The sequence below is a fragment of the Ignavibacteria bacterium genome (assembly GCA_015709655.1).
In the GTDB taxonomy this organism is placed as follows: Bacteria; Bacteroidota; Ignavibacteria; order Kapaibacteriales; family Kapaibacteriaceae; genus OLB6.
In genome coordinates, this window is the sequence record CP054181.1 from 1,612,120 (window position 1) to 1,634,316 (window position 22,197).

19 protein-coding genes are annotated in these 22,197 nt (G+C 46.8%); 13 read left to right on the forward strand and 6 right to left on the reverse strand.

Going from position 1 to position 22,197, the window contains the following annotated elements; all coding sequences use genetic code 11:
* The first annotated feature begins 2,131 nt into the window (after nucleotides 1–2,131).
* The 12 genes from HRU79_06490 to HRU79_06545 all read left to right on the forward strand — a co-directional run bounded on the left by HRU79_06490 (nucleotide 2,132) and on the right by HRU79_06545 (nucleotide 13,620).
* Nucleotides 2,132–2,521: a hypothetical protein gene (locus HRU79_06490; protein QOJ26313.1), complete on the forward strand. Its 390-nt coding sequence runs from the start codon at nucleotides 2,132–2,134 to the stop codon at nucleotides 2,519–2,521.
* 3 nt (nucleotides 2,522–2,524) lie between these two features.
* Nucleotides 2,525–3,559: a hypothetical protein gene (locus tag HRU79_06495; GenBank protein QOJ26314.1), complete on the forward strand. Its 1,035-nt coding sequence runs from the start codon at nucleotides 2,525–2,527 to the stop codon at nucleotides 3,557–3,559.
* 181 nt (nucleotides 3,560–3,740) lie between these two features.
* The gene (locus HRU79_06500) at nucleotides 3,741–4,916 is read left to right on the forward strand and encodes a T9SS type A sorting domain-containing protein (GenBank protein QOJ26315.1); all 1,176 of its coding nucleotides are present in this window, start codon (nucleotides 3,741–3,743) and stop codon (nucleotides 4,914–4,916) included.
* Nucleotides 4,917–5,065: 149 nt separating this feature from the next.
* The gene (locus HRU79_06505) at nucleotides 5,066–5,695 is read left to right on the forward strand and encodes a hypothetical protein (GenBank protein QOJ26316.1); all 630 of its coding nucleotides are present in this window, start codon (nucleotides 5,066–5,068) and stop codon (nucleotides 5,693–5,695) included.
* Nucleotides 5,696–5,698: 3 nt separating this feature from the next.
* Nucleotides 5,699–5,929, forward strand: a complete 231-nt coding sequence (locus HRU79_06510) for a hypothetical protein (GenBank protein ID QOJ26317.1) — start codon at nucleotides 5,699–5,701, stop codon at nucleotides 5,927–5,929.
* Nucleotide 5,930: 1 nt separating this feature from the next.
* Entirely contained in the window at nucleotides 5,931–6,761 is an 831-nt protein-coding gene (locus HRU79_06515; GenBank protein ID QOJ26318.1) for a hypothetical protein, read from the forward strand.
* Nucleotides 6,758–8,071, forward strand: coding sequence for a T9SS type A sorting domain-containing protein (locus HRU79_06520; protein ID QOJ26319.1), 1,314 nt, complete (start codon nucleotides 6,758–6,760; stop codon nucleotides 8,069–8,071). The genes HRU79_06515 and HRU79_06520 overlap by 4 nt, the downstream gene beginning before the upstream one ends.
* Before the next feature lie 149 nt (nucleotides 8,072–8,220).
* The gene (locus HRU79_06525; protein QOJ26320.1) at nucleotides 8,221–8,850 is read left to right on the forward strand and encodes a hypothetical protein; all 630 of its coding nucleotides are present in this window, start codon (nucleotides 8,221–8,223) and stop codon (nucleotides 8,848–8,850) included.
* Between the two features lie 3 nt (nucleotides 8,851–8,853).
* Complete coding sequence (locus HRU79_06530) at nucleotides 8,854–9,918, forward strand: hypothetical protein (protein QOJ26321.1); 1,065 nt, start codon at nucleotides 8,854–8,856, stop codon at nucleotides 9,916–9,918.
* Nucleotides 9,915–11,303: a hypothetical protein gene (locus HRU79_06535; protein ID QOJ26322.1), complete on the forward strand. Its 1,389-nt coding sequence runs from the start codon at nucleotides 9,915–9,917 to the stop codon at nucleotides 11,301–11,303. The genes HRU79_06530 and HRU79_06535 overlap by 4 nt, the downstream gene beginning before the upstream one ends.
* Nucleotides 11,300–11,542, forward strand: a complete 243-nt coding sequence (locus HRU79_06540) for a T9SS type A sorting domain-containing protein (GenBank protein ID QOJ26323.1) — start codon at nucleotides 11,300–11,302, stop codon at nucleotides 11,540–11,542. Before HRU79_06535 ends, HRU79_06540 begins: the two co-directional genes overlap by 4 nt.
* 116 nt (nucleotides 11,543–11,658) lie before the next feature.
* Entirely contained in the window at nucleotides 11,659–13,620 is a 1,962-nt protein-coding gene (locus tag HRU79_06545; protein QOJ26324.1) for a hypothetical protein, read from the forward strand.
* Here HRU79_06545 and pdxA read toward each other — a convergent pair.
* The 6 genes from pdxA to HRU79_06575 all read right to left on the reverse strand — a co-directional run bounded on the left by pdxA (nucleotide 13,617) and on the right by HRU79_06575 (nucleotide 20,475).
* On the reverse strand, nucleotides 13,617–14,576 hold the full coding sequence (gene pdxA, locus HRU79_06550; protein ID QOJ26325.1) for a 4-hydroxythreonine-4-phosphate dehydrogenase PdxA: 960 nt from the start codon (nucleotides 14,574–14,576) through the stop codon (nucleotides 13,617–13,619). The two genes, HRU79_06545 and pdxA, sit on opposite strands and share 4 nt — an antisense overlap.
* Before the next feature lie 10 nt (nucleotides 14,577–14,586).
* Entirely contained in the window at nucleotides 14,587–15,876 is a 1,290-nt protein-coding gene (rodA, locus tag HRU79_06555; protein QOJ26326.1) for a rod shape-determining protein RodA, read from the reverse strand.
* A complete protein-coding gene (locus HRU79_06560) occupies nucleotides 15,876–16,751 on the reverse strand; it encodes a phosphoribosylaminoimidazolesuccinocarboxamide synthase (GenBank protein QOJ26327.1) in 876 nt (291 codons plus the stop codon). The genes rodA and HRU79_06560 overlap by 1 nt, the downstream gene beginning before the upstream one ends.
* Nucleotides 16,699–18,261 carry a hypothetical protein gene (locus HRU79_06565; protein QOJ26328.1) on the reverse strand — a complete coding sequence of 521 codons (1,563 nt, stop codon included), beginning with the start codon at nucleotides 18,259–18,261 and terminating at the stop codon, nucleotides 16,699–16,701. Before HRU79_06565 ends, HRU79_06560 begins: the two co-directional genes overlap by 53 nt.
* Before the next feature lie 140 nt (nucleotides 18,262–18,401).
* Nucleotides 18,402–19,793 (reverse strand): tRNA (N6-isopentenyl adenosine(37)-C2)-methylthiotransferase MiaB, encoded by a 1,392-nt coding sequence (miaB, locus tag HRU79_06570; GenBank protein ID QOJ26329.1) that lies wholly within the window; start codon nucleotides 19,791–19,793, stop codon nucleotides 18,402–18,404.
* 61 nt (nucleotides 19,794–19,854) lie between these two features.
* Nucleotides 19,855–20,475 carry a phosphatase PAP2 family protein gene (locus tag HRU79_06575; protein ID QOJ26330.1) on the reverse strand — a complete coding sequence of 207 codons (621 nt, stop codon included), beginning with the start codon at nucleotides 20,473–20,475 and terminating at the stop codon, nucleotides 19,855–19,857.
* Nucleotides 20,476–20,510: 35 nt separating this feature from the next.
* Here HRU79_06575 and ettA point away from each other — a divergent pair, with 35 nt between their 5' ends.
* Entirely contained in the window at nucleotides 20,511–22,193 is a 1,683-nt protein-coding gene (gene ettA, locus HRU79_06580) for an energy-dependent translational throttle protein EttA (GenBank protein ID QOJ26331.1), read from the forward strand.
* The last annotated feature ends 4 nt before the right edge of the window (nucleotides 22,194–22,197 follow it).

A 22,197-nucleotide genomic window follows, 5' to 3' on the forward strand; every position in this document is an offset into this window, starting at 1 on the left:
AGAAGGGTAATTCTTCCTGTCACGTTTATCCCTCGTCGAGATACGTATTCTGAATGTGATCGCATCGGTATTTGTAGAGTTCTTTACGTAGGCTGCGCACCACAGCCGACCGGCCTAGCTATAGCGGTAGGAGGTGATGCACGATGGAGGTGGAGGTGGGGGTGGGGCCCGGAGGGCCGTAGTCCGTCCGCTCGGGATTTATGACGTGGTTTGGATGTGCAGGAGGTTTGCGTAAACCTGTAAATATGGATGTGATATTGTACAGACGCTCCGACGTGGTCCACACGAAACGCGATAAAAAACAATACAAAACCGTCGAGGCGGGATACCCGCCTGTACAAACCATTATTAACGATTATAAACAATACCATGAGCGGTAGGGGCGACCCCACGTGGTCGCCCTCTAAGGGATCCACATATCAATCGATACACCGTTATAAGAGCGGATGGCATCCGTCCTCCGCGAAGCCACACAAATAACGAATAACCGTAGGGGCCGATTTAGGATGTCACACTTCACTGTCATTGACATACTCTCTATCACAGCAATTGCTCCGGAATTCTTAAGGTATTTTACGTAGTCTGCGCACCACAGCCGACCGGCCTGGCTATAGCGGTAGGAGGTGATGCACGATGGAGGTGGAGGTGGGGGTGGGGCCCGAAGGGCCGTAGTCAGTCCGCTCGGGATTTATGACGTGGTTTGGATGTGCAGGAGGTTTGTGTAAAACCGTAATGTGGGTATGAAACCCTGTATGAACGACCCCATGTCGTCGCCCACACGAAACATTATAAAACCCGATACGAAACTGTACGAACGTGGTCACACGTTCCTGTCTTCTACCCACTATACGAAACACCATATAAAACGCAATAAAACGATAAGAAACGATAAAAACGATAAGAACAGATGTGTCTGTTTATTTCGGGCGCACGGCCGTGCGTCCCGACGTCCAGTACGTTGCATACATCTGATAAATCTGGCTCCCCCTCCCTAAAGCCCGAAGGGGTTTGGGGAGGGGGCCGGGGGGAGAGGCCGGGGAGGGGGCCGGGGGGTGGGGCCGGGGGGGGGCCGGGGGTGGGGCCGGGGAGTGGGCCGGGGGGGCGACCCCACGTGGTGGCCCTGTACGAGATCCACATATCAATCGATACACCGTTATAAGAGCGGATGGCATCCGTCCTCCACGAAGCCACATAAAAACCGATTACCCGTAGGGCTCGAGGCAGGGAGTCACATTTTCTTGTCATTCTCGCACTATTATGCAAAAGCAATTGCTCCGGAATTCCTAAGGTTCTTTACGTAGGCTGCACACCACAGCCGACGGGCCGGGTTGTAGTGGTAAGTGGTGAAGCGAGATGGTGGTGGAGGTGGGGGTGGGGCCCGGAGGGCCGTAGTCCGCCCGCTTGGAATTTTTGACGTGGTTTGGATGTGCAGATGGGTTGTGTTAAACCGTAGTGTGGACCCGGAACAGTAGGGGCGACCCCAAGTGGTCGCCCCTACGCCACGTGGTCGCGCCTACGAAACCAAACGTATTGATGTGACTACGCCGTGGAAACTCTCTGCCGTGTAAATCCTGAGTCCCACAACAGACAATAATTTATCACGTTGTTAATATTCTTGGTCAGGTGGTACGCACACTGCTGCCCGATACTTCAGAACTAAAATTCTCCCTTACAAACCTGCCACCCGGTGTGTACACGCTGGTATCACCACAACACCGTACACAATTCATATGACGGTAAGGGGCTTAGGCTGACGGAAAGGAGGTTATGCACAGGCGTTGAAAACATTATGGTTACATAAGTTGCATTTCTGGAAATTCTTACTTATCACAGGGTTGTTGCACTGGTTATCTCACGATAATTTAACAAACACCTTATGCGGAGGAATTATGGGATGCGGATGTAGCAATAACCGTGATATACGCAACTGGAACTCACTTCTGCAGTCCTTCCCAGTAGATCCACTCAGTGTGATCAGCTATGCAGAACTTTCAGTTGCCGGTCCATCACAGGTGGGGCAATGGGCATTAAGCTCAACATACCGCGAGCCGACAGTACCATCTACGTGGTTGCCTACCCCTGTAAGTGTTAACGGTGAAGTCACAGTGATTAGCAACGGGGCTGATATCAGATGCAGCAGCAGTTTGATGCACAGAGCTGGAATTTCCGAAATCAGACCAGCAATATCTCAACAACAACACCGCCACCATTGCGCAACACGATTTTTGTACGAGCAGGTGTAGAATGGACCAACATAATCCCCTTAACAATTCAAGGTTCACCCCATGCCGTGGTGGACATAGAACTAAGCATGCTGGATAATGCAGCTACACGGGGAGATATGCAAGGGACAATCCCGGTAATTCGCTGGACAGGTGATACATATACCGGATTAGTCCTTCTACGCCTTGTCTTATACAGCTCCGGCCGCTACAGTTTTGGTATTCGCACCATTGATAACAATACAAGTCCAGGACCTCCCGGATGGGGTATGTTCGCTCTTGATGTTGTTGGAGTGTAAGCGATGAATGGCAGTAGAATAAAAGGTGGGCTATTACCGGCAAAGATCTTCTTTAGTGGGAGTAATCAGCAGATACAGAGCGATATTTCTGCTACTACAACTATAAGCCTTCCCAATAGCCAAATAGATACAAGCTCAGGTATTCTGGGTGATTGGGAGACTAAGTTCGGTTTTTTTATTGAGCTGTATCCAGATTATAGTATAGATGGTGCATGCATTTTTCATTTCAAACTCTATTCTACTGTTGATCCAACCGTTGTTGCTAAAGCAGGTACTATAGGAAGTCAAGTAATACAATATTACTTATATCTACTTATAGATGGACAGAATAATGACGATGTATTGATGCAGTATGGAAGCATCGGCTCTGATAGTAGGGAATGGGAAATCGGGGGAAAGATGATATCAGGGGTATTTAGAGTAATGGAACCTGAGAAATGGGAAATAGTATCAGATTCTGCAAGTAAACGCATATGGAAGTATATAGGTAGTGGACTTGGTTCTATTAAAATTTCTGCTTGTGATGGGATGAAGCACAAAATCACGTTAGTATCACACGAGATTCATATTTATACAGACGTACATAATCAATACTTACAAACGAAATTGTATGATTATTATGTTTCCAGTAATACAATAGAAATTGAGTGTCCCCCAAACTGTTCTTTTGTTGTATCTGCTTCTGTTTGGCCATGTCGTGGTGCAAATCAAAGTAAATTACCCCTAGAATCTCCCGTAGCATTGTGCTGCGACTATTGCTTTACCTTGCAATATCAAAATGGCGATGAAGCATGTATTGGTGGCTGGAGATTCCGAAACAGTGGAAAAAAAGGAGGGATGCTCGCGCAAGGTAGACACCCCGATGGCAGCGTAAAATTGAATCCTGCCTTGCCCAGTGGTATTCTTATCTGTATTCGAAAATTTGGTACATTTATTGACGAAATGGAACTATACGATCGCTGTGGAAATCTCGTTAAAGTGCAGCCTTTTGAGTTATACTGTCCAGAAGACACCATAATAATGCATGACAATCAGTAATCATGAATATTCTGAAGATTTTACCTTGACTCTTTCGGCATTCATTCTAAGCCTGCTAATTTTGTGCATCAGCATAGTGTCGTCCTATGCTGATGGGTGGGCGAGAATATCTCTTCCCGAACAATATCAATACAGCCGGATACAGTCTATTGCGGTTCGGTCACCAGATTCGATAATGGTAATGGCTTTTCTCCCAGAGGATTCAGCTTCGTGTATTTTGTTAACATCTGATGCCGGTGTGTCATGGACCTGTACTAATACATGCTGGTGTGGAGGATATCTGAATTGGGCGCGCCAGGTTCGCCATGTTTCCGGAGATAATTATGTGTACTATCATCCTATTGGCGGCTGTATGTACACTACGAATAGTGGAAACGAATGGATACACTCTGATGGACCGGATGACGACTGTATTCATGAAGGGGTTCATAATCCTGCTTCTTATTCTCTTACCAAGTACGGGCAGTTGTGGCGAATTGTAGATTGCGAGGTTCGAGGAGGAGGATCTATCCAGCTTAGCACAGACTATGGTCGTTCGTGGGAGGAGGTAAATCAAGTAAGCTACATACCCGATGAGATACCTAATGAAAGCCTGATCTCTATGCTGGACGAACAAAGGGGATTGGCAGCTGTGAGCGTTGCTGGCATTGGTAACACCGGATTTAAGTCATATGGAATTCTTAGCACTACCAACGGATGGAAGGACTACCAGGTAGTTGATACTATTCAATTCGGTAATATCTATCAACTGTTAATCGTTAACGATTCTAATGCTCTTCTCTATGTATTGGGTCCTCCTAATACAGCCACAAAGTCGTATTTAACAACCTCATTTGGTACAGACTGGAGACCAATAAACGAATATCATCTCATCGAAGGGGATTCATTGTCGCGCATTTTGCAGTATGAATGCCTGCAAGACTCACTGTGCATTGGTGTTGGCACAAATGGTATAATCCTTCAATCATTGGATGCCGGGGCTTCATGGTATCAACTTATCTCACCAACACAATTTAAATTGAACGATGTTGCGATTATGAACAAACAAACGGTATATATTGTCGGTGATAGCGGAACCATATACTACACAACTACCGGTGGTGTTTCAGATGTCAATGAAGCTACAACCCACGACAACCCAAGCCTCCTATCCATCTATCCCAACCCTGCCGATGATGCTATCACTGTGCGTGGCATGGAACCCGGAACTGCTTATCACGTTGTTGATATTCTTGGTCAGGTGGTACGCACACTGCTGCCCGATGCTTCAGAACTAAAATTCTCCCTCATGGACCTGCCACCCGGTGTGTACACGCTGGTGTCACCACTACACCGCATACAATTCATCCGACGGTAGGGGGCTTGGGCTCACGGAAAGGAGGTCATGCACAGGCAGTGGGAAACATTTTGGTTACATAAGTTGCATTTCTGGAAATTCTTATTATTTTGGTGACGTTGAACTAGTTATGACATAATTATTAACAAAACATCTAATCCGTAGGAATTATGGGATGCGGATGTAACAATAGCCGTGATATACGCAACTGGAACTCACTTCTGCAGTCCTTCCCAGTAGATCCACTCAGTGTGATCAGCTATGCAGAACTTTCAGTTGCCGGTCCATCACAGGTGGGGCAATGGGCATTAAGCTCAACATACCGCGAGCCGACAGTACCATCTACGTGGTTGCCTACCCCTGTAAGTGTTAACGGTGAAGTCACAGTGATTAGCAACGGGGCTGATCAGATGCAGCAACAGTTTGATGCACAGAGCTGGAATTTCCGAAATCAGACCAGCAATACCTCAACAACAACACCGCCACCATTGCGCAACACGATTTTTGTACGAGCAGGTGTAGAATGGACCAACATTATCCCCTTAACAATTCAAGGTTCACCCCATGCCGTGGTGGACATAGAACTAAGCATGCTGGATAATGCAGCTACACGGGGAGATATGCAAGGGACAATCCCGGTAATTCACTGGACAGGCGATACATATACCGGATTAGTCCTTCTACGCCTTGTCTTATACAGCTCCGGCCGCTACAGTTTTGGTATTCGCACCATTGATAACAACACAAGTCCAGGACCTCCCGGATGGGGTATGTTCGCTCTTGATGTTGTTGGAGTGTAAGCGATGAATGGCAGTGGAATAAAAGGTGGGCTATTACCGGCAAAGGTTTTCTTTAGTGGGTCGGAAGCCGATCAGGAACGTAATATTACACTAAACGGAGAGCCAATCTCACAATTCTTTGATACCCAAGAAGTGAAAGACAACTTTTTCTATTTTGAGCTTCACGAAAGCGTAACTTGTGATCAAGACTACAGAAATGTAGAAGACAAATTGAAACGCTGTTGCTATATATAGCTTGGATATCTATACAAAGTCAACGTTGGAGGGCTTACGAAACCCGAACGAAAAAGGGAAAAGTGTGCAGTTTTATTTTTTCCTTGAGCTTGATGGAGTCAATGCACCGGGACTACCCGACACTAAAGAATACATGACTCTTCTTGCTCCCGGGTACACTGGTAACGAAAAACTTGGTGGTAAAACTAGGTACGGTGCATTGGTTTCAGTCGCCACAACAGAGTGGGTTAAACTTAAACCCAATCGTGATAATTTTAGATATAAGTACCACAGACCTCCACAAGTATGTATTCCAATGGATGGGGAAGTGCATAGAGTTCGTATTCATGCCTACATTAAAAACTCTGATGCATTCGAAATCTATTCACCGTATGAAGTTGAACAGAAGTATATGGGATATACAGACTTTGTTCTGTCATGCAAGCCTTGTTCCTATAAAATCAAGATCACGTCGAGTCACACTCGGTGCTCTTCTCAATCTGGTCCAGCTTTTGGTGATCCGAGAATCTGTTGCAAAACGTGTATCCATTTAGAAAATTCAGGTGGAAATAATGATGTAGGGTGCGTTGGTGGCTGGAAGCTACAGAAAGCAGGCCTAAGTGGGGGGGAATTGATGATGGAACAGGAGGACGATCCGCCGTATGAGCGTATATTAAATCCCTCATTACCAAGTTCAGTGCTTCACTGCTTCACTTGCTTTTCGGGTGGTAATGATTATGAAGATATATTAGAATTGTATGATCGCTGTGCAAGAGTATTGGAAGAGATTCCAATAAAAATCCAGTGTATATGCAATCCCCCAACTAAAGAACAAACTAATGATTTCCAATGATGCGACACAAACACCTTCTCTTCGTACCAATACTTGTAATTAGCCTGGTCACACTATCGCACAACCTACATGGACAGGATGTGTGGAGGAGGATTGACCTGCCGGAAGAGTACCGGAACTATATCTTAGGTGGAATAGCGGCGAAAAGTTTAATGGAAATGGTGGTTATTGCGCGCACTGAACCGTATGGAGGGAATGATGTTCCTTATTGTGTTTTATACACGACCAACGGTGGGGCTGACTGGACCACCACTGAAGTATGGTGTGGTGAGGATTCGAATTTCCCACAGAGTATATGGTACCTAGGTGATGATACATGGTACCGGAAAATGAATTGGGCACCGCATAGAACGCGGGGATACGGTAATCCGTGGAAACCTGCACCAATGCACTTAGTGTTCGACAAAATACAGGATATTGATGAGGAGTACTTATGGTTAACAGGTGATAATGGAGAAAGCGGTAAAGATGCAATAGATATTAGTACTGACCGCGGTGCATCATTTTCCCTGGTTGCATTAGATAGTAAATCCGTCAGTCGTAGCCTTGCAATGCGTACGAAAACAGAAGGCATACTTGCAATTAGTAAGTATAGCGAGGACATCTATAACGACTTTACAAGAATATACAAGACAGATGATAACTGGAAAACGATGACGGAGATAGAAAATACAGGATTGCCCCTGATTATATACTCATCCCTTGCCTATGCAGAGGACAGTACGCTGATACTTGCCGGCAGACAGGAAAGCATCAATGTACCGGGTAAGTGGCACATGTGGCGCTCAACTGATAATGGCGTATCGTGGGTCCCGGTAGAGTTCTTTAATACTCTTAATTACATACAAGATTTATATTTTCCGGAGAAAGGTGCCATTGGTTACGCTGTCAGTCCGGGGAACAGATTATACCGCACTACTAATAGCGGTCTATCGTGGACAGTAGTTAGCCCGCCTGTGCCAGTCCCAGCTTTAGACTCCTACATTGTACCGTTCACTAACAACATTGTCTTTTTATTACGCCCCGGTACCATCTACTATACAACTACCGGTGGTGTTTCAGATGTCAATGAAGCTACAACCCACGACAACCCAAGCCCCCTATCCATCTATCCCAACCCTGCCGATGATGCTATCACTGTGCGTGGCATGGAACCCGGAACTGCTTATCACGTTGTTGATATTCTTGGTCAGGTGGTACGCACACTGCTGCCCGATGCTTCAGAACTAAAATTCTCCCTCATGGACCTGCCACCCGGTGTGTACACGCTGGTGTCACCACTACACCGCATACAATTCATCCGACGGTAAGGGGCTTGGGCTCACGGAAAGGAGGTCATGCACAGGCAGTGGGAAACATTTTGGTTACATAAGTTGCATTTCTGGAAATTCTTATTATTTTGGTGACGTTGAACTAGTTATGACATAATTATTAACAAAACATCTAATCCGTAGGAATTATGGGATGCGGATGTAACAATAGCCGTGATATACGCAACTGGAACTCACTTCTGCAGTCCTTCCCAGTAGATCCACTCAGTGTGATCAGCTATGCAGAACTTTCAGTTGCCGGTCCATCACAGGTGGGGCAATGGGCATTAAGCTCAACATACCGCGAGCCGACAGTACCATCTACGTGGTTGCCTACCCCTGTAAGTGTTAACGGTGAAGTCACAGTGATTAGCAACGGGGCTGATCAGATGCAGCAACAGTTTGATGCACAGAGCTGGAATTTCCGAAATCAGACCAGCAATACCTCAACAACAACACCGCCACCATTGCGCAACACGATTTTTGTACGAGCAGGTGTAGAATGGACCAACATTATCCCCTTAACAATTCAAGGTTCACCCCATGCCGTGGTGGACATAGAACTAAGCATGCTGGATAATGCAGCTACACGGGGAGATATGCAAGGGACAATCCCGGTAATTCACTGGACAGGCGATACATATACCGGATTAGTCCTTCTACGCCTTGTCTTATACAGCTCCGGCCGCTACAGTTTTGGTATTCGCACCATTGATAACAACACAAGTCCAGGACCTCCCGGATGGGGCATGTTCGCTCTTGATGTTGTTGGAGTGTAAGCGATGAATGGCAGTGGAATAGAGGGTGGGCTATTACCGGCAAAGGTTTTCTTTAGTGGGTCAGGGATTGACTTGGAACGTACGATCTCTATTAATGGTACAGAGTCCCTGATTGAGGATTCACCATTCAAAAGAGATAATTTCAATATTGTTGTTGAACCTGCCCCGGATGCTTCATGTTCACAATCTTATTATAACGAAGACAAAGCTCCAGGTTCAAGTTGTTGCTATCGATGGTACCTTCATACAAATGCGGATCTAAGGTGGCTTAAAGCACATGAGGAACTTGGGTATACAAATCAGCTGTACATATCTTTAGAAATTGATGGTATTAATTCACCCACTAAGACAGAAACGCTTCTGTTTCCTCCTATAGAAAAAGTACATCTTGCTGGCAAAATGCGTTATGGAGCGTATATGGTGTATGGCAAATACCAATGGGAACTTAATCCTATTGGTATGTCTGAGTTTCCGTATCGGCTTCGCTTTGAAAATAATATTATATGCATCCAAAGGGATAGCAAAGTACACACGATAAAACTTATAATTTTTCGTGTTGTTTCGTGGAAAAACCATCCCGGCATCGATCCTAAAAGGTCGGCTGATTATGTTGTTCATGATTATAAATGCTCTGTGAGCTGTGGTTGTAATTACAGCATTTCCGTAAAAGGGTGCTCTAAAAGTGCATGTAGTCAAGGTAGTGCAACTACTGGGTTTTGCTGTGGTGTTAACATTGTTTTGGATAGGAATAACAGTACAGCTGAGTCATCCGGATGTGTAGCAGGATGGGAACTTGAAAACAGGCAGGTAAAAGGAGGAATTACAGAGCAGCAAACTGGAATAAATAAAAACACAGGGAATAGGTCAGCAATTGCATCTCCCAAATTAGAACCTGGGCTACTATACACGATACCTTGCACTCGTTTGGGTACACATAGGCCTTATCAAATTATTGATCGTCTGACGTTGTTCGATCAGAGTGGGTGTAAAATCGTAGAAATGCCAATCGAAGCGTGGTGTTGCTGTTCAAATGAGTTAATAACAGTACCTCGAGGAGCAGAGCAATGAAAAAGTATTTATATGCTATAATATCTATACTACTTGTGTTCTGTTTAAGACCTCTACAGGCTCAGTTGTCATGGGCGTCCATCCCATTGCCAGAAGGGTTCAGAAATTGCTATGTACGTGAACTTTCTGCAGATAACAGACAACATATTCTAGTGTTTGTACTCAACTCTCAAGATGAACAAGTAGATTCAATAACCACCGCTCTGTTATACACAACTGATGGCGGTTTAACCTGGCGGCGAACTGAAGCCTGCTGGTGTAATTGGATGCTTATTCAGTCGACACCAACAGCGATACTGAACCACCAACGTATTATGTACACACCAGGTCCGCAGAGTTATTCAGACGACGGAGGTGCCACGTGGACTTTTAGCGATGTTATAAAGGAACGCTATTGTACGTTACCAGGTCTGGAAAATCTTACTACTCGTATTGGTGACTATATTTGGCAACCCGCTCTCTGTTTCTCCCAGGCCGGTGTTTTTGTAAGTACAAATAATGGTACCAATTTTTCTTTACATCTGTTACCGTACAGGGACTTTCTGCACTCGGGTGTTCTCGCAATGATGAACTCTCACAGTGGTATCCACGTAGGTATCGAAAATGATGATGAGGCTGTTGTAACACCTGCTCTGTCCCGTCCGATATTATCGAGAACCAGCGATAACTGGGAAACATCTGAATCAATGCCTATTGAGTTGCCGGACGCTCATCCTAATGCATGGTGGAATCATAAATTTTCACCACAGAAACTGCTTTATGTGGGGGACTCTACCTTCGTTCTGTTAGCGGAGACGAATTCTGATGCAACAATTCCTAATCCGAGTAAGACGTCACCAATAGTATGGTTTACGACAGATGCTGGATTGTCATGGCAGGCAGTTGCAGGACTTAGTCCGGCAAGTGGGTATGAGCTGGGGGTTCCTATCAATATAGCGGTTAATTCTGGTGCTGTAATTGTGATTACTGACAGTAACTCGGTAATCATCTCACATAATCGTGGAGAAACATGGCACAATGTCGGCCAAGCCCCACCTTCAAAAGTTAGGCGGATCACCACTACATCAGATGGCTATGTTCTGATAGCTGGAAACAACGAAATAATTTATGCCGGAAGGCTAGACCCCAACAGTACAGCTGAATCAAAATCAGACGAATTAAGTCATAACCCTACCAAATTAAAATTGAAAGAAATCTCATACCGTACATTTTCAATAGATGAGGTAGATACGAAAGCCATAATTTCAGTTCTAGACATAATAGGTCAAACCTTAAATGTTATTGTGCCTTCTGAGTCGGGTGCCGTGGTAAGCTTACATAATTACAGTCCCGGGATATACTTTATTGTTCAAGGAAACAAGTACTGTAAAGTTATCTTGCGGTGAGAATTTGCTGTGGACAGAACCCAAGCCCCCTATCCATCTATCCCAACCCTGCCGATGATGCTATCACTGTGCGTGGCATGGAACCCGGAACAGTTTATCACGTTGTTGATATTCTTGGTCAGGTGGTACGCACACTGCTGCCCGATACCCCAGAACTAAAATTCTCCCTCATGGATCTGCCACCCGGGGTGTACACGCTGGTATCACCACAGCACCGTACTCAATTCATACGACGGTAAGGGGCTTGGGCTGACGCTGTCGTTTCTTCTTAAAAAGTAGATCCGCTCTTGAGTGATAAATTTGTGCAGAAACCTGCTTGCATAAATTTAATATGTATCTACTGAATGACTGAGCCATGCCACTTTTAACGCGCCAGGTACAGGTATGTGTTGTGCAAACATTTTTCAGACGTGTCGCAATAAAACTTACGCTTCTTGCTATCGCTGGCGTTTACCCGTTCGCTTCTTACTCACAGACCTTCCACCAACCGACTGTAAAAGAAATACAACGGATTATTACTGTAATCACGGCCGACGCGAGATGTCCGAAGGAATACCAGATTATATCGGTCGGTCCGGCCGACGCTGATAAGGCACTCAGCGGAGAAGAAAGTACTGTTGCAAGGACGCAGACAATTCTCCGCGATCGCACTTCACACCTGATTCATGAGGTATTTTCAGATGCGAAAACGGGCGCTGTGGTTGAATGGCGTCGTATTGGTGTTGTACAACCCGTACTAACTGATTCCGACTGCGACAGCGCTGAGGCTATTGTACGAAACACGTCGGGATGGCTGCAAGGACTCACACGCCGGGGACTGACCCCGGACGACGTGGTGTTAGAATGTGTGGCAAGTGGTATCCCGGTATCCACAATGCCGTTCAGAATTGTACGCGTGTACACCTACATGCGTCCCGCGGAGGGGAGCTCCATATACGGTCGGCCCGTGGAAGGGCTTGTATGCGTTGTAAATCTCGATGGGCACCGCCTTGTTGAGTTTTATGATCGCGAGCTTGGTCCTATTCCTGAACAGTCCGGCTCAAGCAGGTGGATCCCTGAAAACATAAAGAGCAGAAAAAGCAAATTATTAAAATTTATAAAGCCCCCTTCCTCAATAGCTGTTAGCGGTAATACTATTCAATGGAATGGCTGGAAACTTTCAGCACTGATTCATAGTTCAGAGGGATTAGTAATTTACTCGGCAAGTTTTATGCGTAATGGTGAATTAAACAGTGTTGCACACAGGCTTAGTCTTTCCGAAGTTGTAACCACCTATGGCGATACTGCGCTTCACTGGAATGCCAGATATACGCTTGCCGTTGGCGAGTACGGACTGGGTGCCAATGTTTCGCAGCTAACACCAGGATATGACGTTCCTCAAAACTCAAAAACACTTTCTGCTGTCATCCTTCAGGATGGTAAGCCGGTAGAGATACCAGACGCAATTGCAGTTTATGAAACTGATGAGGGAGTGTTGTGGAGGCATACCGATTCTCGTAGCGGAAATAAAATGTCGTACCCGAATAAAACTCTAAATATTACAAGTATTTCTACCGTCAGGAACTGTGATTACGTATTTACCTACAAATTTCATTCAGATGGTTCGATTGATATTGAAGCAGGAAGTACCGGACTTTCTGAGGTAAGGTCGGTGATCGACACTTCGGGATCATTAAATCGTGAGTTTGGCCAATCGCTTGGGACTCTTACAGGCCCGAACTTGTTGTTGCCTGTATGGCAGCAGTTTTACTGCTTCCGGCTTGACCTTGATGTTGACGGACCACGTAACCGTGTCAGCGAATTTGAAATTACATCAGCTCCTGATTTCATAAACAAGTATGGCGCTGCGATGCAGTATGATAATTATGAGTGGCTCTTCGAAAAGGAGGCTCAGAGCGAGATAAGTGCCGAACGCAACCGCTCGTGGATTGTTTGGGCAGCAAATTCGCGAAACGCACTAGGCGGTACCCCTGGCTATTCGATTACACCTAAAACCTACAGTGTTCCGCTGCTAACAACAGGTCATCCGCTTCGAAGCAGAGCTGACTTCCTACGACATAGTCTTTGGGTAACTCGCTATCATCCTGAAGAAATGCTAGCAGCTGGGCCATTCCCCAATCAAAATGTGCAACCGGCAGGTGTTTCTATTTACGCGTCAAACAACCAGCGCCTTCGCGGAGAAGATGTTGTTGTATGGCTGACAACGACACTGGTAAACATACCAGCTCTCGAAGACTATCCGCTAAGAAAAATCCGGACTACCGGTGTGCATATAGCCCCCTTCAACTTTGATAATAGTTCCGTGTCTCCGCGCTAACGGTTGCGTAAACTGTTTCGGCGTTCTATAATTTGTTTGCACATTCTGATAGCATTCGCTGTGCTTTCGTACTCGATGTTTTTGCTGTTCACGGCATTATATGCAGTGCCATGATCGGGTGAGGTGCGAACAAGCGGAAGGCCTGCGGTCACGTTAACGCCGGCCCCTTTCGAATATAGTTTCAAGGGAATCAGGCCCTGGTCGTGGTACATTGCCAGTACGCCGTTATAATGCTTAAAAGTGTTGAATCCGAAGAAACCGTCGGCCGGGAATGGACCCTCTGCACGTATGCCCAGTAAACCAGCCTGCTCAATTGCAGGTCTGATTATGGCGGCTTCCTCAGTACCCATTTTTCCGGATTCACCCGCATGAGGGTTCAGGCCAAGGACGGCAATTCGCGGCATGCTGATTCCCAGATCGTTGCACAGGAAATTATTAAACTTTTGAAGTGTTGACAGTAGCAGGTCAGCAGTAATCAGTTTTGGTACTATGGACAGGGGCTCATGGATCGTTGCAAGCGCAACAACAAGGTCTTCGTATGCCATAATCATCAGCGGTTTGCCACCGCTTTGTGCGGCAAGGTATTCCGTCTGACCGGGGAAATCCCATCCGATGTTATTAAGCGCATGCTTGTTAATAGGTAGTGTTACTAGACTGGAGCACCGGTTGGCCATTACCATGTCCACCGCTACTTTAAGCGAATCGGCAGCATGTGCCGATGCATCGTCGTGCTCGGTACCAGGTTGCAGAATGCAAGTTGCTTTAACAGGTACTACAGGGACAGAAAAGCTGATGTTGTATTGCTCGCACGCCTGCCGTAACACATCAGGGTTGATTACAAGTCTCAGGTTGTCGGCTAATTGCGGATGGTTTCGCAGTGTTTCGTACAGACACCGTAAACCAATTCCATTAATATCACCACTGGTGACGTAAATCGTAGTGCTGGTTACATCCATTGTGCTGGCATCACGCAGCGGCACCTGCCCGGCGGCGTTTCCGTGTTTTGTAAAAATTCATCAGTAAGCCTACCACGGTGAGGTTGATGATCAGTGACGTACCGCCGGCACTTAAAAACGGCAGTGGAATTCCCATAACAGGTACAATTCCAATTGCCATACCAATGTTAATCAGGGTGTGGTATAACAACATAGTACCAAACCCTACTGCAATCACCGATGCAAACTGAGTGCGTACACTGCCTGCTATATTAAATGACCGCAGGATGATTGATGCCAGCAATGCTATCACCAGTACACCACCAATAAAACCAAATTCCTCAGTGGGGACACAGAAGATAAAGTCAGTCCATTGCTCCGGTATGTAGCGAAGCTGCGTTTGCGTACCCTTTAAAAAACCCTTGCCCGATAGCCCACCGGACCCAACAGCAAGCATGCTCTGAATAACGTGGTATCCCTCTCCACGCGGATTACGTTCCGGTTCGAACAGAGTAATCAGGCGGTTCTGCTGGTATGTTTCCAGCTTATCAAATACAGGTTCGACTGACAAACCAATGCCAATCAAAAGCAGGATGGCAATTACTTTTGGTATAACACCTTTTCTAAAGAAAAACACTCCGCCACACACAGCAGCAGCTATTCCGGCAAACCACCAAATATTGTCGAATAAGGTACTGTACAGAGCGGCAACACCGATAAATGGAATACATGTTAAAACGTAGAGTATGAAAAGGTCAGCACCAACCCATAACAGTACTCCCATCAGAATTGCAAAAAAAACGGTAGCTGACCCGGTGTCGGGCTGCAACATGATAAGCGCTAATGGCGGAAGGATTAACGATACGATTGTGGCAAAATCCCGAAGTGTTGATATGCTAAATCCCTTGCGGGTAGCTACACGTGCCATCGCAAATATCGTGGCGACCTTGGCAAACTCCGACGGCTGAAACGTGAACGACCCGAGCTTAATCCAACATCGCTGACCGTTTACTTCATGGCCTAACGGTGTGAGTACGGCAATCAGAAGAAGTACCGACAGGATATATATCGGGAATGCAAGCCCCTTTATCCATCGCTCTCGAATAAAAAAAGCAATAGTTCCGGAAGCCAATCCAACAAAGGCATAAATAACCTGATTTCGAAAAATACCCGGATCCGACGTGAACACTGAACTGTAAATTGATATCAAGCCCAGCCCCAAAACAGCAATTACGGCCAGAAACAACCCCCAGTCAATCATGTCGCTTACTGTCCGCTGTAAACCGTCATCGTTACCTTCATATAAATATGGTGTTGGCATCACTGTCCTGTTAGCATTCGTTGTGCTTCCAAATATCGTTGTCTGGTTCCCTCAATGATTTCTGCCGGGAGCAAGGGGGGCGGAGGCTGTTTGTTCCACTGTATCTCTTCCAGATAATCGCGGAGGATCTGTTTGTCAAAATTGTGCTGTGCTTTGCCGGGCTGATATTCGGATGAAAGCCAATACCTGGAAGAGTCAGGAGTAAGTACTTCGTCAATAAGGATAATATCACCCGTCGAGTCAACCCCGAATTCAAACTTGGTATCAGCAAGGATGAGTCCCTTCATAGAAGCATACTCTGCACCACGTCTGTATAACTCAAGACTAAGTGTTCGGATTGTATCTGCGACGCTACGTCCAACAATTTGTGCAGCTTCGGTGAACGTAACACTTTCATCATGGCCAACGGCTGCCTTGGTTGTTGGCGTAAAAATCGGCTCCGGCAGCTTGTCACTTTCAACAAGGTTATCCGGCAATTGTATCCCGCATACCGATCCGGTAGTCCTGTATTCCTTCCAACCACCTCCGGAAATGTAGCCCCGCACAACACATTCAAGCAGGATTGGCTGCGTACGCTTAACAATCATTGTACGACCATTGAGCTGGGTAAACTCCTCATCGGTCAGGTTTAGTAACCGGAGGTCTGTGCTTATAAAGTGATTCGGGACAACGTCACGCAGGTAGTTAAACCAAAAGGTGCTAATAGACGTTAATATGTTGCCTTTGCCGGGAATGGGCTCCGACATAATAACGTCGAACGCACTTATCCTGTCGGTAGCAACAAGCAGTAAATTGTCTTGTGCCTGATAAACGTCGCGTACCTTACCACGATGTAGCAGTGGATACGATTTTATAGAGGTGCTGTGCACTGGCATAACGCAAAAATAGACCGTGGCGACAACGCACCACGTATAAACCCGGAACTAAACTGCTGGCTGCTTCTGCAAGAGTTGACGATAAAACGTATTCGCCGGTGAGCCGGAAGAACTGGGCGGGTTCACCGCAGTATAGGTCATCGTGATGATTCCCTGGGAGGGCAACCGTGGGAGCTGACTCAATTCCGGATGTAGTAGAAACTGTAGCTATTATACGGTGGTCATGCGTTAGCATACCGGCTTCCGGATACCCTGCTAATTTGCCGCCAGCCTGTATAGCAACCACAAATCCCGGCTTCGTTACAACAGCGTCCAAGGCCTGCGCGTCTTCCGAGGCTTCTATTCCGATAAATCCGGTTGGGAGACCGTTGTAATCTGCCAGGATACAGATAGCTGCAGTAGCACCTACCGTTGGTGCGTATGTGGTGTTACCAGGAGTATTTAACACAATCCCACCCGCAACTGAACCAACGTATAATACGCGGCCAAACTGTTCCTGTACGGCGTTGATATGTAAAGTACCATGACCAATTTTGGCTTTAACCGTGTCGGAAATACTCAATGTATAAACCGCAGGTGGCACAAAGTCGCCACAGAGTTCTGCTTGCTCCTGCCAAACATTCCTGCCAGAATGCGAGTGGTAATCCCATACAGAACTGCCGATATTACAGCCACTGAGAAGGATTTCGGGAAGGGGCTTTCCGTCAGGGTCAAGTACCAAAACATGTTGTTGGTAATCAGTTAAATCCCCGTCAGAAATCATCGCACCGAACCACTCAACACTCCCGCTATATCGTAACGGCAGGTATATGGCTGAGGCGTTGCCCTGGGTTACTCCGACAAATTCTGCACTACCCCGGTTAGTGGTAGTTGATGAAATGATGCTGTGTGCCCACGTCTGAATTCCGTTGGGTGTTAGTTTCTGCGTGTAGGCATGTTGCAGACCGGAAGATGCATGAAAAACATTTGAGTCTATCCGGGTTGTGCCCAGGAACTTTCCGGTTGCGATAATAGAGCCGTCGGCAAGAGTTGTAACTCCGGTTACATTGTCAGACGATTCACCGCCATCATTACGGGACCAGACGATGTGTCCGGATGTGTCAACAAGCATGAGAACAGCATCGGCATTGCCGCGCCCGGAATACGTTACCGAGCCGATGGTATAAAATGGGAGGTTTGCCGCATTGCTGCCGCAATAGCCCCCTACAACAATTCCCCGTTCACCAACAGTAACGGCACAGGTGGCTTCATCACGCGCACTCCCGCCAAACTGAACAAGCCATAGCGGCTCAAGCCGGTCCGTGAGAGCCAGTACATAACCGTCAAGATCACCACGAGAGGTTGCGGACAGCGCACCAACGTTAAGTGTGTGACCAAAGCCCCCTACCACATAAATGCGTTTTCTTGTACTGTCGTAACATACCTGGGTGACAGCGTTATCGGAGTTTACGTTTAGGGTAAGGATGTTGCTAACAGTGATGGGGGTGGCGCTCAGAGAAGCAGACGCCACGAGCACAAGCACAACGGGAGTAAGGCAAAGTGTTCGGCTGATACTGCTTAACAGCAACAACGATTCTGTTTTACACCAATAAAAGTATCTCCACGGTTGAATCACTATGCCAAAACAATTTATCATAACAGGGAAAGGGGTCAGGCTTTGGGTACCCGGGTGCCAAACAAGGTTGCGCTATTGCTTCGCTCGATCTGTACTCTTACAATGCTTCCAACATCGTAGTCTGCCTGATCGCTATGAGGGAAGATCACGGTTTTGTTTGTGTCGGACCTGCCCTTCCACTCAGTGGCATTGCGCTTGGAAGGACCTTCAACCAGTACATCGTGGATGCGTCCGATTTCACCCTGGTTAATCTCGCGCGAGATACTGTTCTGCAGGTCAATGATTTCGGTGAGGCGTCTGCTTTTTACATCGTTAGGTACGTCATCGCCCATCTTCCAGGCCTTTGTGTTTTCTCTTGGCGAGTAGGCAAACATGTATGCGCCATCGTAGCGTACGGTGCGCATAATCTCGAGTGTATCCTGATGATCCTGCTCGGTCTCGGTACAAAATCCCGCAATGATATCGGTAGATAGTGCGCATTCGGGAATGAGTTTCCTAATTGTTTCAATGCGCCGCATGTAGGTGTCAATGGAATATGTGCGGTTCATCAGCTCCAGTATTCGGTTCGAGCCGCTCTGAACAGGCAGGTGGATATACTTGCAAATATTATCATGTGCAGCCATTGCCTGGATAACACTATCCGTCATATCCTGCGGATGACTGGTAGTGTACCGGATGCGCATGCCGGGCACCGCAACTGCACATGCATGCAGAAGATCGGCAAAGTCTGCACCCGTCTTTTCGTCACGATACGAGTTTACGTTTTGTCCTAGGAGAGTCACTTCTTTAAACCCGCGGTCGGCAAGGCGCTTCAGTTCATCGGTAATGAGTGGTAGCGTGCGAGACCTCTCGCGGCCGCGCGTAAATGGCACCACACAAAATGTACAGAACTTATCGCAGCCACGCATAATACTGATCCATGCCGAAATACCGTCGGTGCGCAGTGGCTCGATGTTGTCGTAGGTTTCAACTTTTGACAGGCGTACAGCAATTCCTTTTTCGCCGGTAAGTGCATGCCGCACCAATTCCGGGACTTTGCGGAATTCATCCGGGCCAACAACAATGTCAACGAGTTCGGTTTCAAGGAGTCTGGATCTCAGTCGTTCTGCCATGCAGCCCAACAGACCAATCACAACATTGTCGCGTTGCTTTTTGTGAAATTGCAGGTGTCCCAGGCGCTCATGTATTCTGCGCTCTGCATTGTCGCGTACGGCACAGGTATTTACAAGGATCACGTTAGCATCGTCAATTGTATCAGTCATGGAATACCCGTCGGCAGCAAGAATACCCATAACTATTTCGCTATCGGCAACATTCATCTGGCAACCATAGGTTTCGATAAACACCTTTAGGGTGTTTGTGCTGGTAAGAGGCTTTGTCTGGCCTGCAACAACTGTATCGTTTGGTGTGAGTGTATCTGTATTCATACGCTGCAAAACTACAACAGCCAGCGGGCAGGTACGGATTTCAGGTGACCGCAGCCGTTGGTTACGATCGTGTTGTTTTACCTGCCAGCATAACGGCGGTAATTGCAGCCATTGGTGCAACCATTACATCTACCGTGTAATGAACATGCTGCAGTACTACGGCCACACCAACAAGTGTCCCCAATACCAGGAAAACCCTACGCTTCCACAGTGACGGCATTACCAGAGCAGCCATGAACATTACACTGGTATGACCGGAGAAAAATAAATCCTTGGTCAGCGTTGCCCCGGTATCCGACGCTACGGCCTGGACAATCGGATCGTTCAGAGGAATCATTGAAGGCGGGGCGTTCAATGCCAGCAGATACATACCAAGTAACCGTAAGCTCAGCAGGATAGAGTAGGCACGCAAACCTCGCAGCATTAGATTGGGGTGCTTGCGCAACCAGATAAATGCCGTAATAAGCGATCCATACAAGACGATAAATGTAGGCCAGGTTAGGTTGTACGGACCCACCATTTGGTGTATCGGGTCCGGAAGAACAACGCCCTGCCTTTGCTCTACAACCTGAAGATACCTCGAGGCAATGGCAATAACGGCTATACAGACAATAACTGTAGTAATTGCCATCCAGCGCTCGTGTTTATGGCTCCACAGAGTACGCCAAGGGTGTGTTTGCATAGCACTATCGTGTTGGTGTGGTAAGTTTGACTTCTATGTCAGTTACAGATCCCCAAAAAATCATCTTTAGCATGGTTGGCGTTGGCAAGGTTTATAAACCGAACCGCCAGGTGCTGCGCGATATTTATCTGAGTTTTTTCTATGGTGCAAAAATCGGTGTTCTGGGTTTAAATGGCGCCGGGAAATCAACACTACTCAAAATAATTGCCGGATTAGACGAAGATTATCTTGGTGAAATCACCAAGAATAAGGATGTTACATTTGGTTACTTGCCACAGGAACCGGAACTTGATGCCAACAAAACAGTTCGCGAAATTGTTGAAGAGGGTGCTGCCGAAACGGTGAATCTGTTGCGCGAATACAATGCCATTAGCGAGCAGTTCGCAGACCCGGATGCTGATTTTGACGTACTCCTTGAAAAACAGGGGAAACTACAGGAAAAAATCGAAGCCTTGGATGCGTGGGACATCGACTCGAAACTGGAAATGGCAATGGATGCTCTGCGGTGTCCGCCACCCGATGCCAAGATCGCTGTTATCTCTGGCGGTGAGCGGCGGCGCGTAGCCTTGGTTCGACTCCTGTTACAAAAGCCAGACGTACTGCTGCTTGACGAACCCACAAACCATCTGGATGCAGAAAGCGTGGCCTGGCTGGAACAACACCTGCATAACTACGAAGGTACAGTTATTGCCGTAACTCACGATAGATACTTCCTGGATAACGTGGCAGGGTGGATCCTGGAGCTGGATAACGGACATGGCATCCCGTTCGAAGGAAACTATACGTCGTGGCTGGAACAAAAACAAAAGCGACTCGAACTTGAAGAAAAGCAAGAAAGCAAACGTCAAAAAGCTCTTAAGGAAGAGCTGGAATGGGTAAGGCTTAACCCAAAGGGACGTCATGCAAAAAGTAAGGCAAGAATAGGCGCCTATGAAAAGCTCTTATCCGAAGAAACCGTTAAACGCAGCGAAGAACGTGAGATTTTTATTCCGCCCGGACCTCGTCTTGGTGATGTTGTTATAGAAGCAAACGGAATAAGCAAATCCTTTGGTGATAAAATCCTTTACGAAAACCTTTCGTTTTCACTGCCTCCAGGCGGTATTATTGGTATTGTAGGACCGAATGGTGCCGGCAAAACCACACTGTTTAAAATGATCACTAAGCAGCTGGAACCGGATTCCGGAACCTTTACAATTGGTGATACCGTTGTTCTGGGATATATCGATCAGAACCGTCCGCTGGATCCCAAGAAAACAATTTGGGAAGAGATTTCAGGCGGACTTGATGTGTTAACGCTTGGGAAACGCGAAATGCCGTCCCGTGCCTACGTTGCACGCTTTAACTTTAGCGGTTCTGATCAGCAGAAGCCGGTAGGACAAATCTCAGGCGGTGAACGGAACAGGGTGCATCTTGCCAAAATGCTGAAGGAAGGGGCTAACGTTTTGCTTTTGGACGAGCCAACCAACGATTTGGATGTGAACACTTTGCGCGCCCTGGAAGAAGCACTGCTGGATTTTGCAGGGTGTGCGGTTGTCATTAGTCACGACCGCTGGTTTCTTGACAGAATTGCAACCCATATTCTTGCCTTCGAAGGAGACTCGAATGTAATCTGGTTCGAAGGTAACTACTCGCAATATGAAGAGGATCGTCATCGTCGTTTAGGTACCAGCGCCGACAGGCCTCACAGAATTACATACAGGAAATTAACAAGGGATTAACATC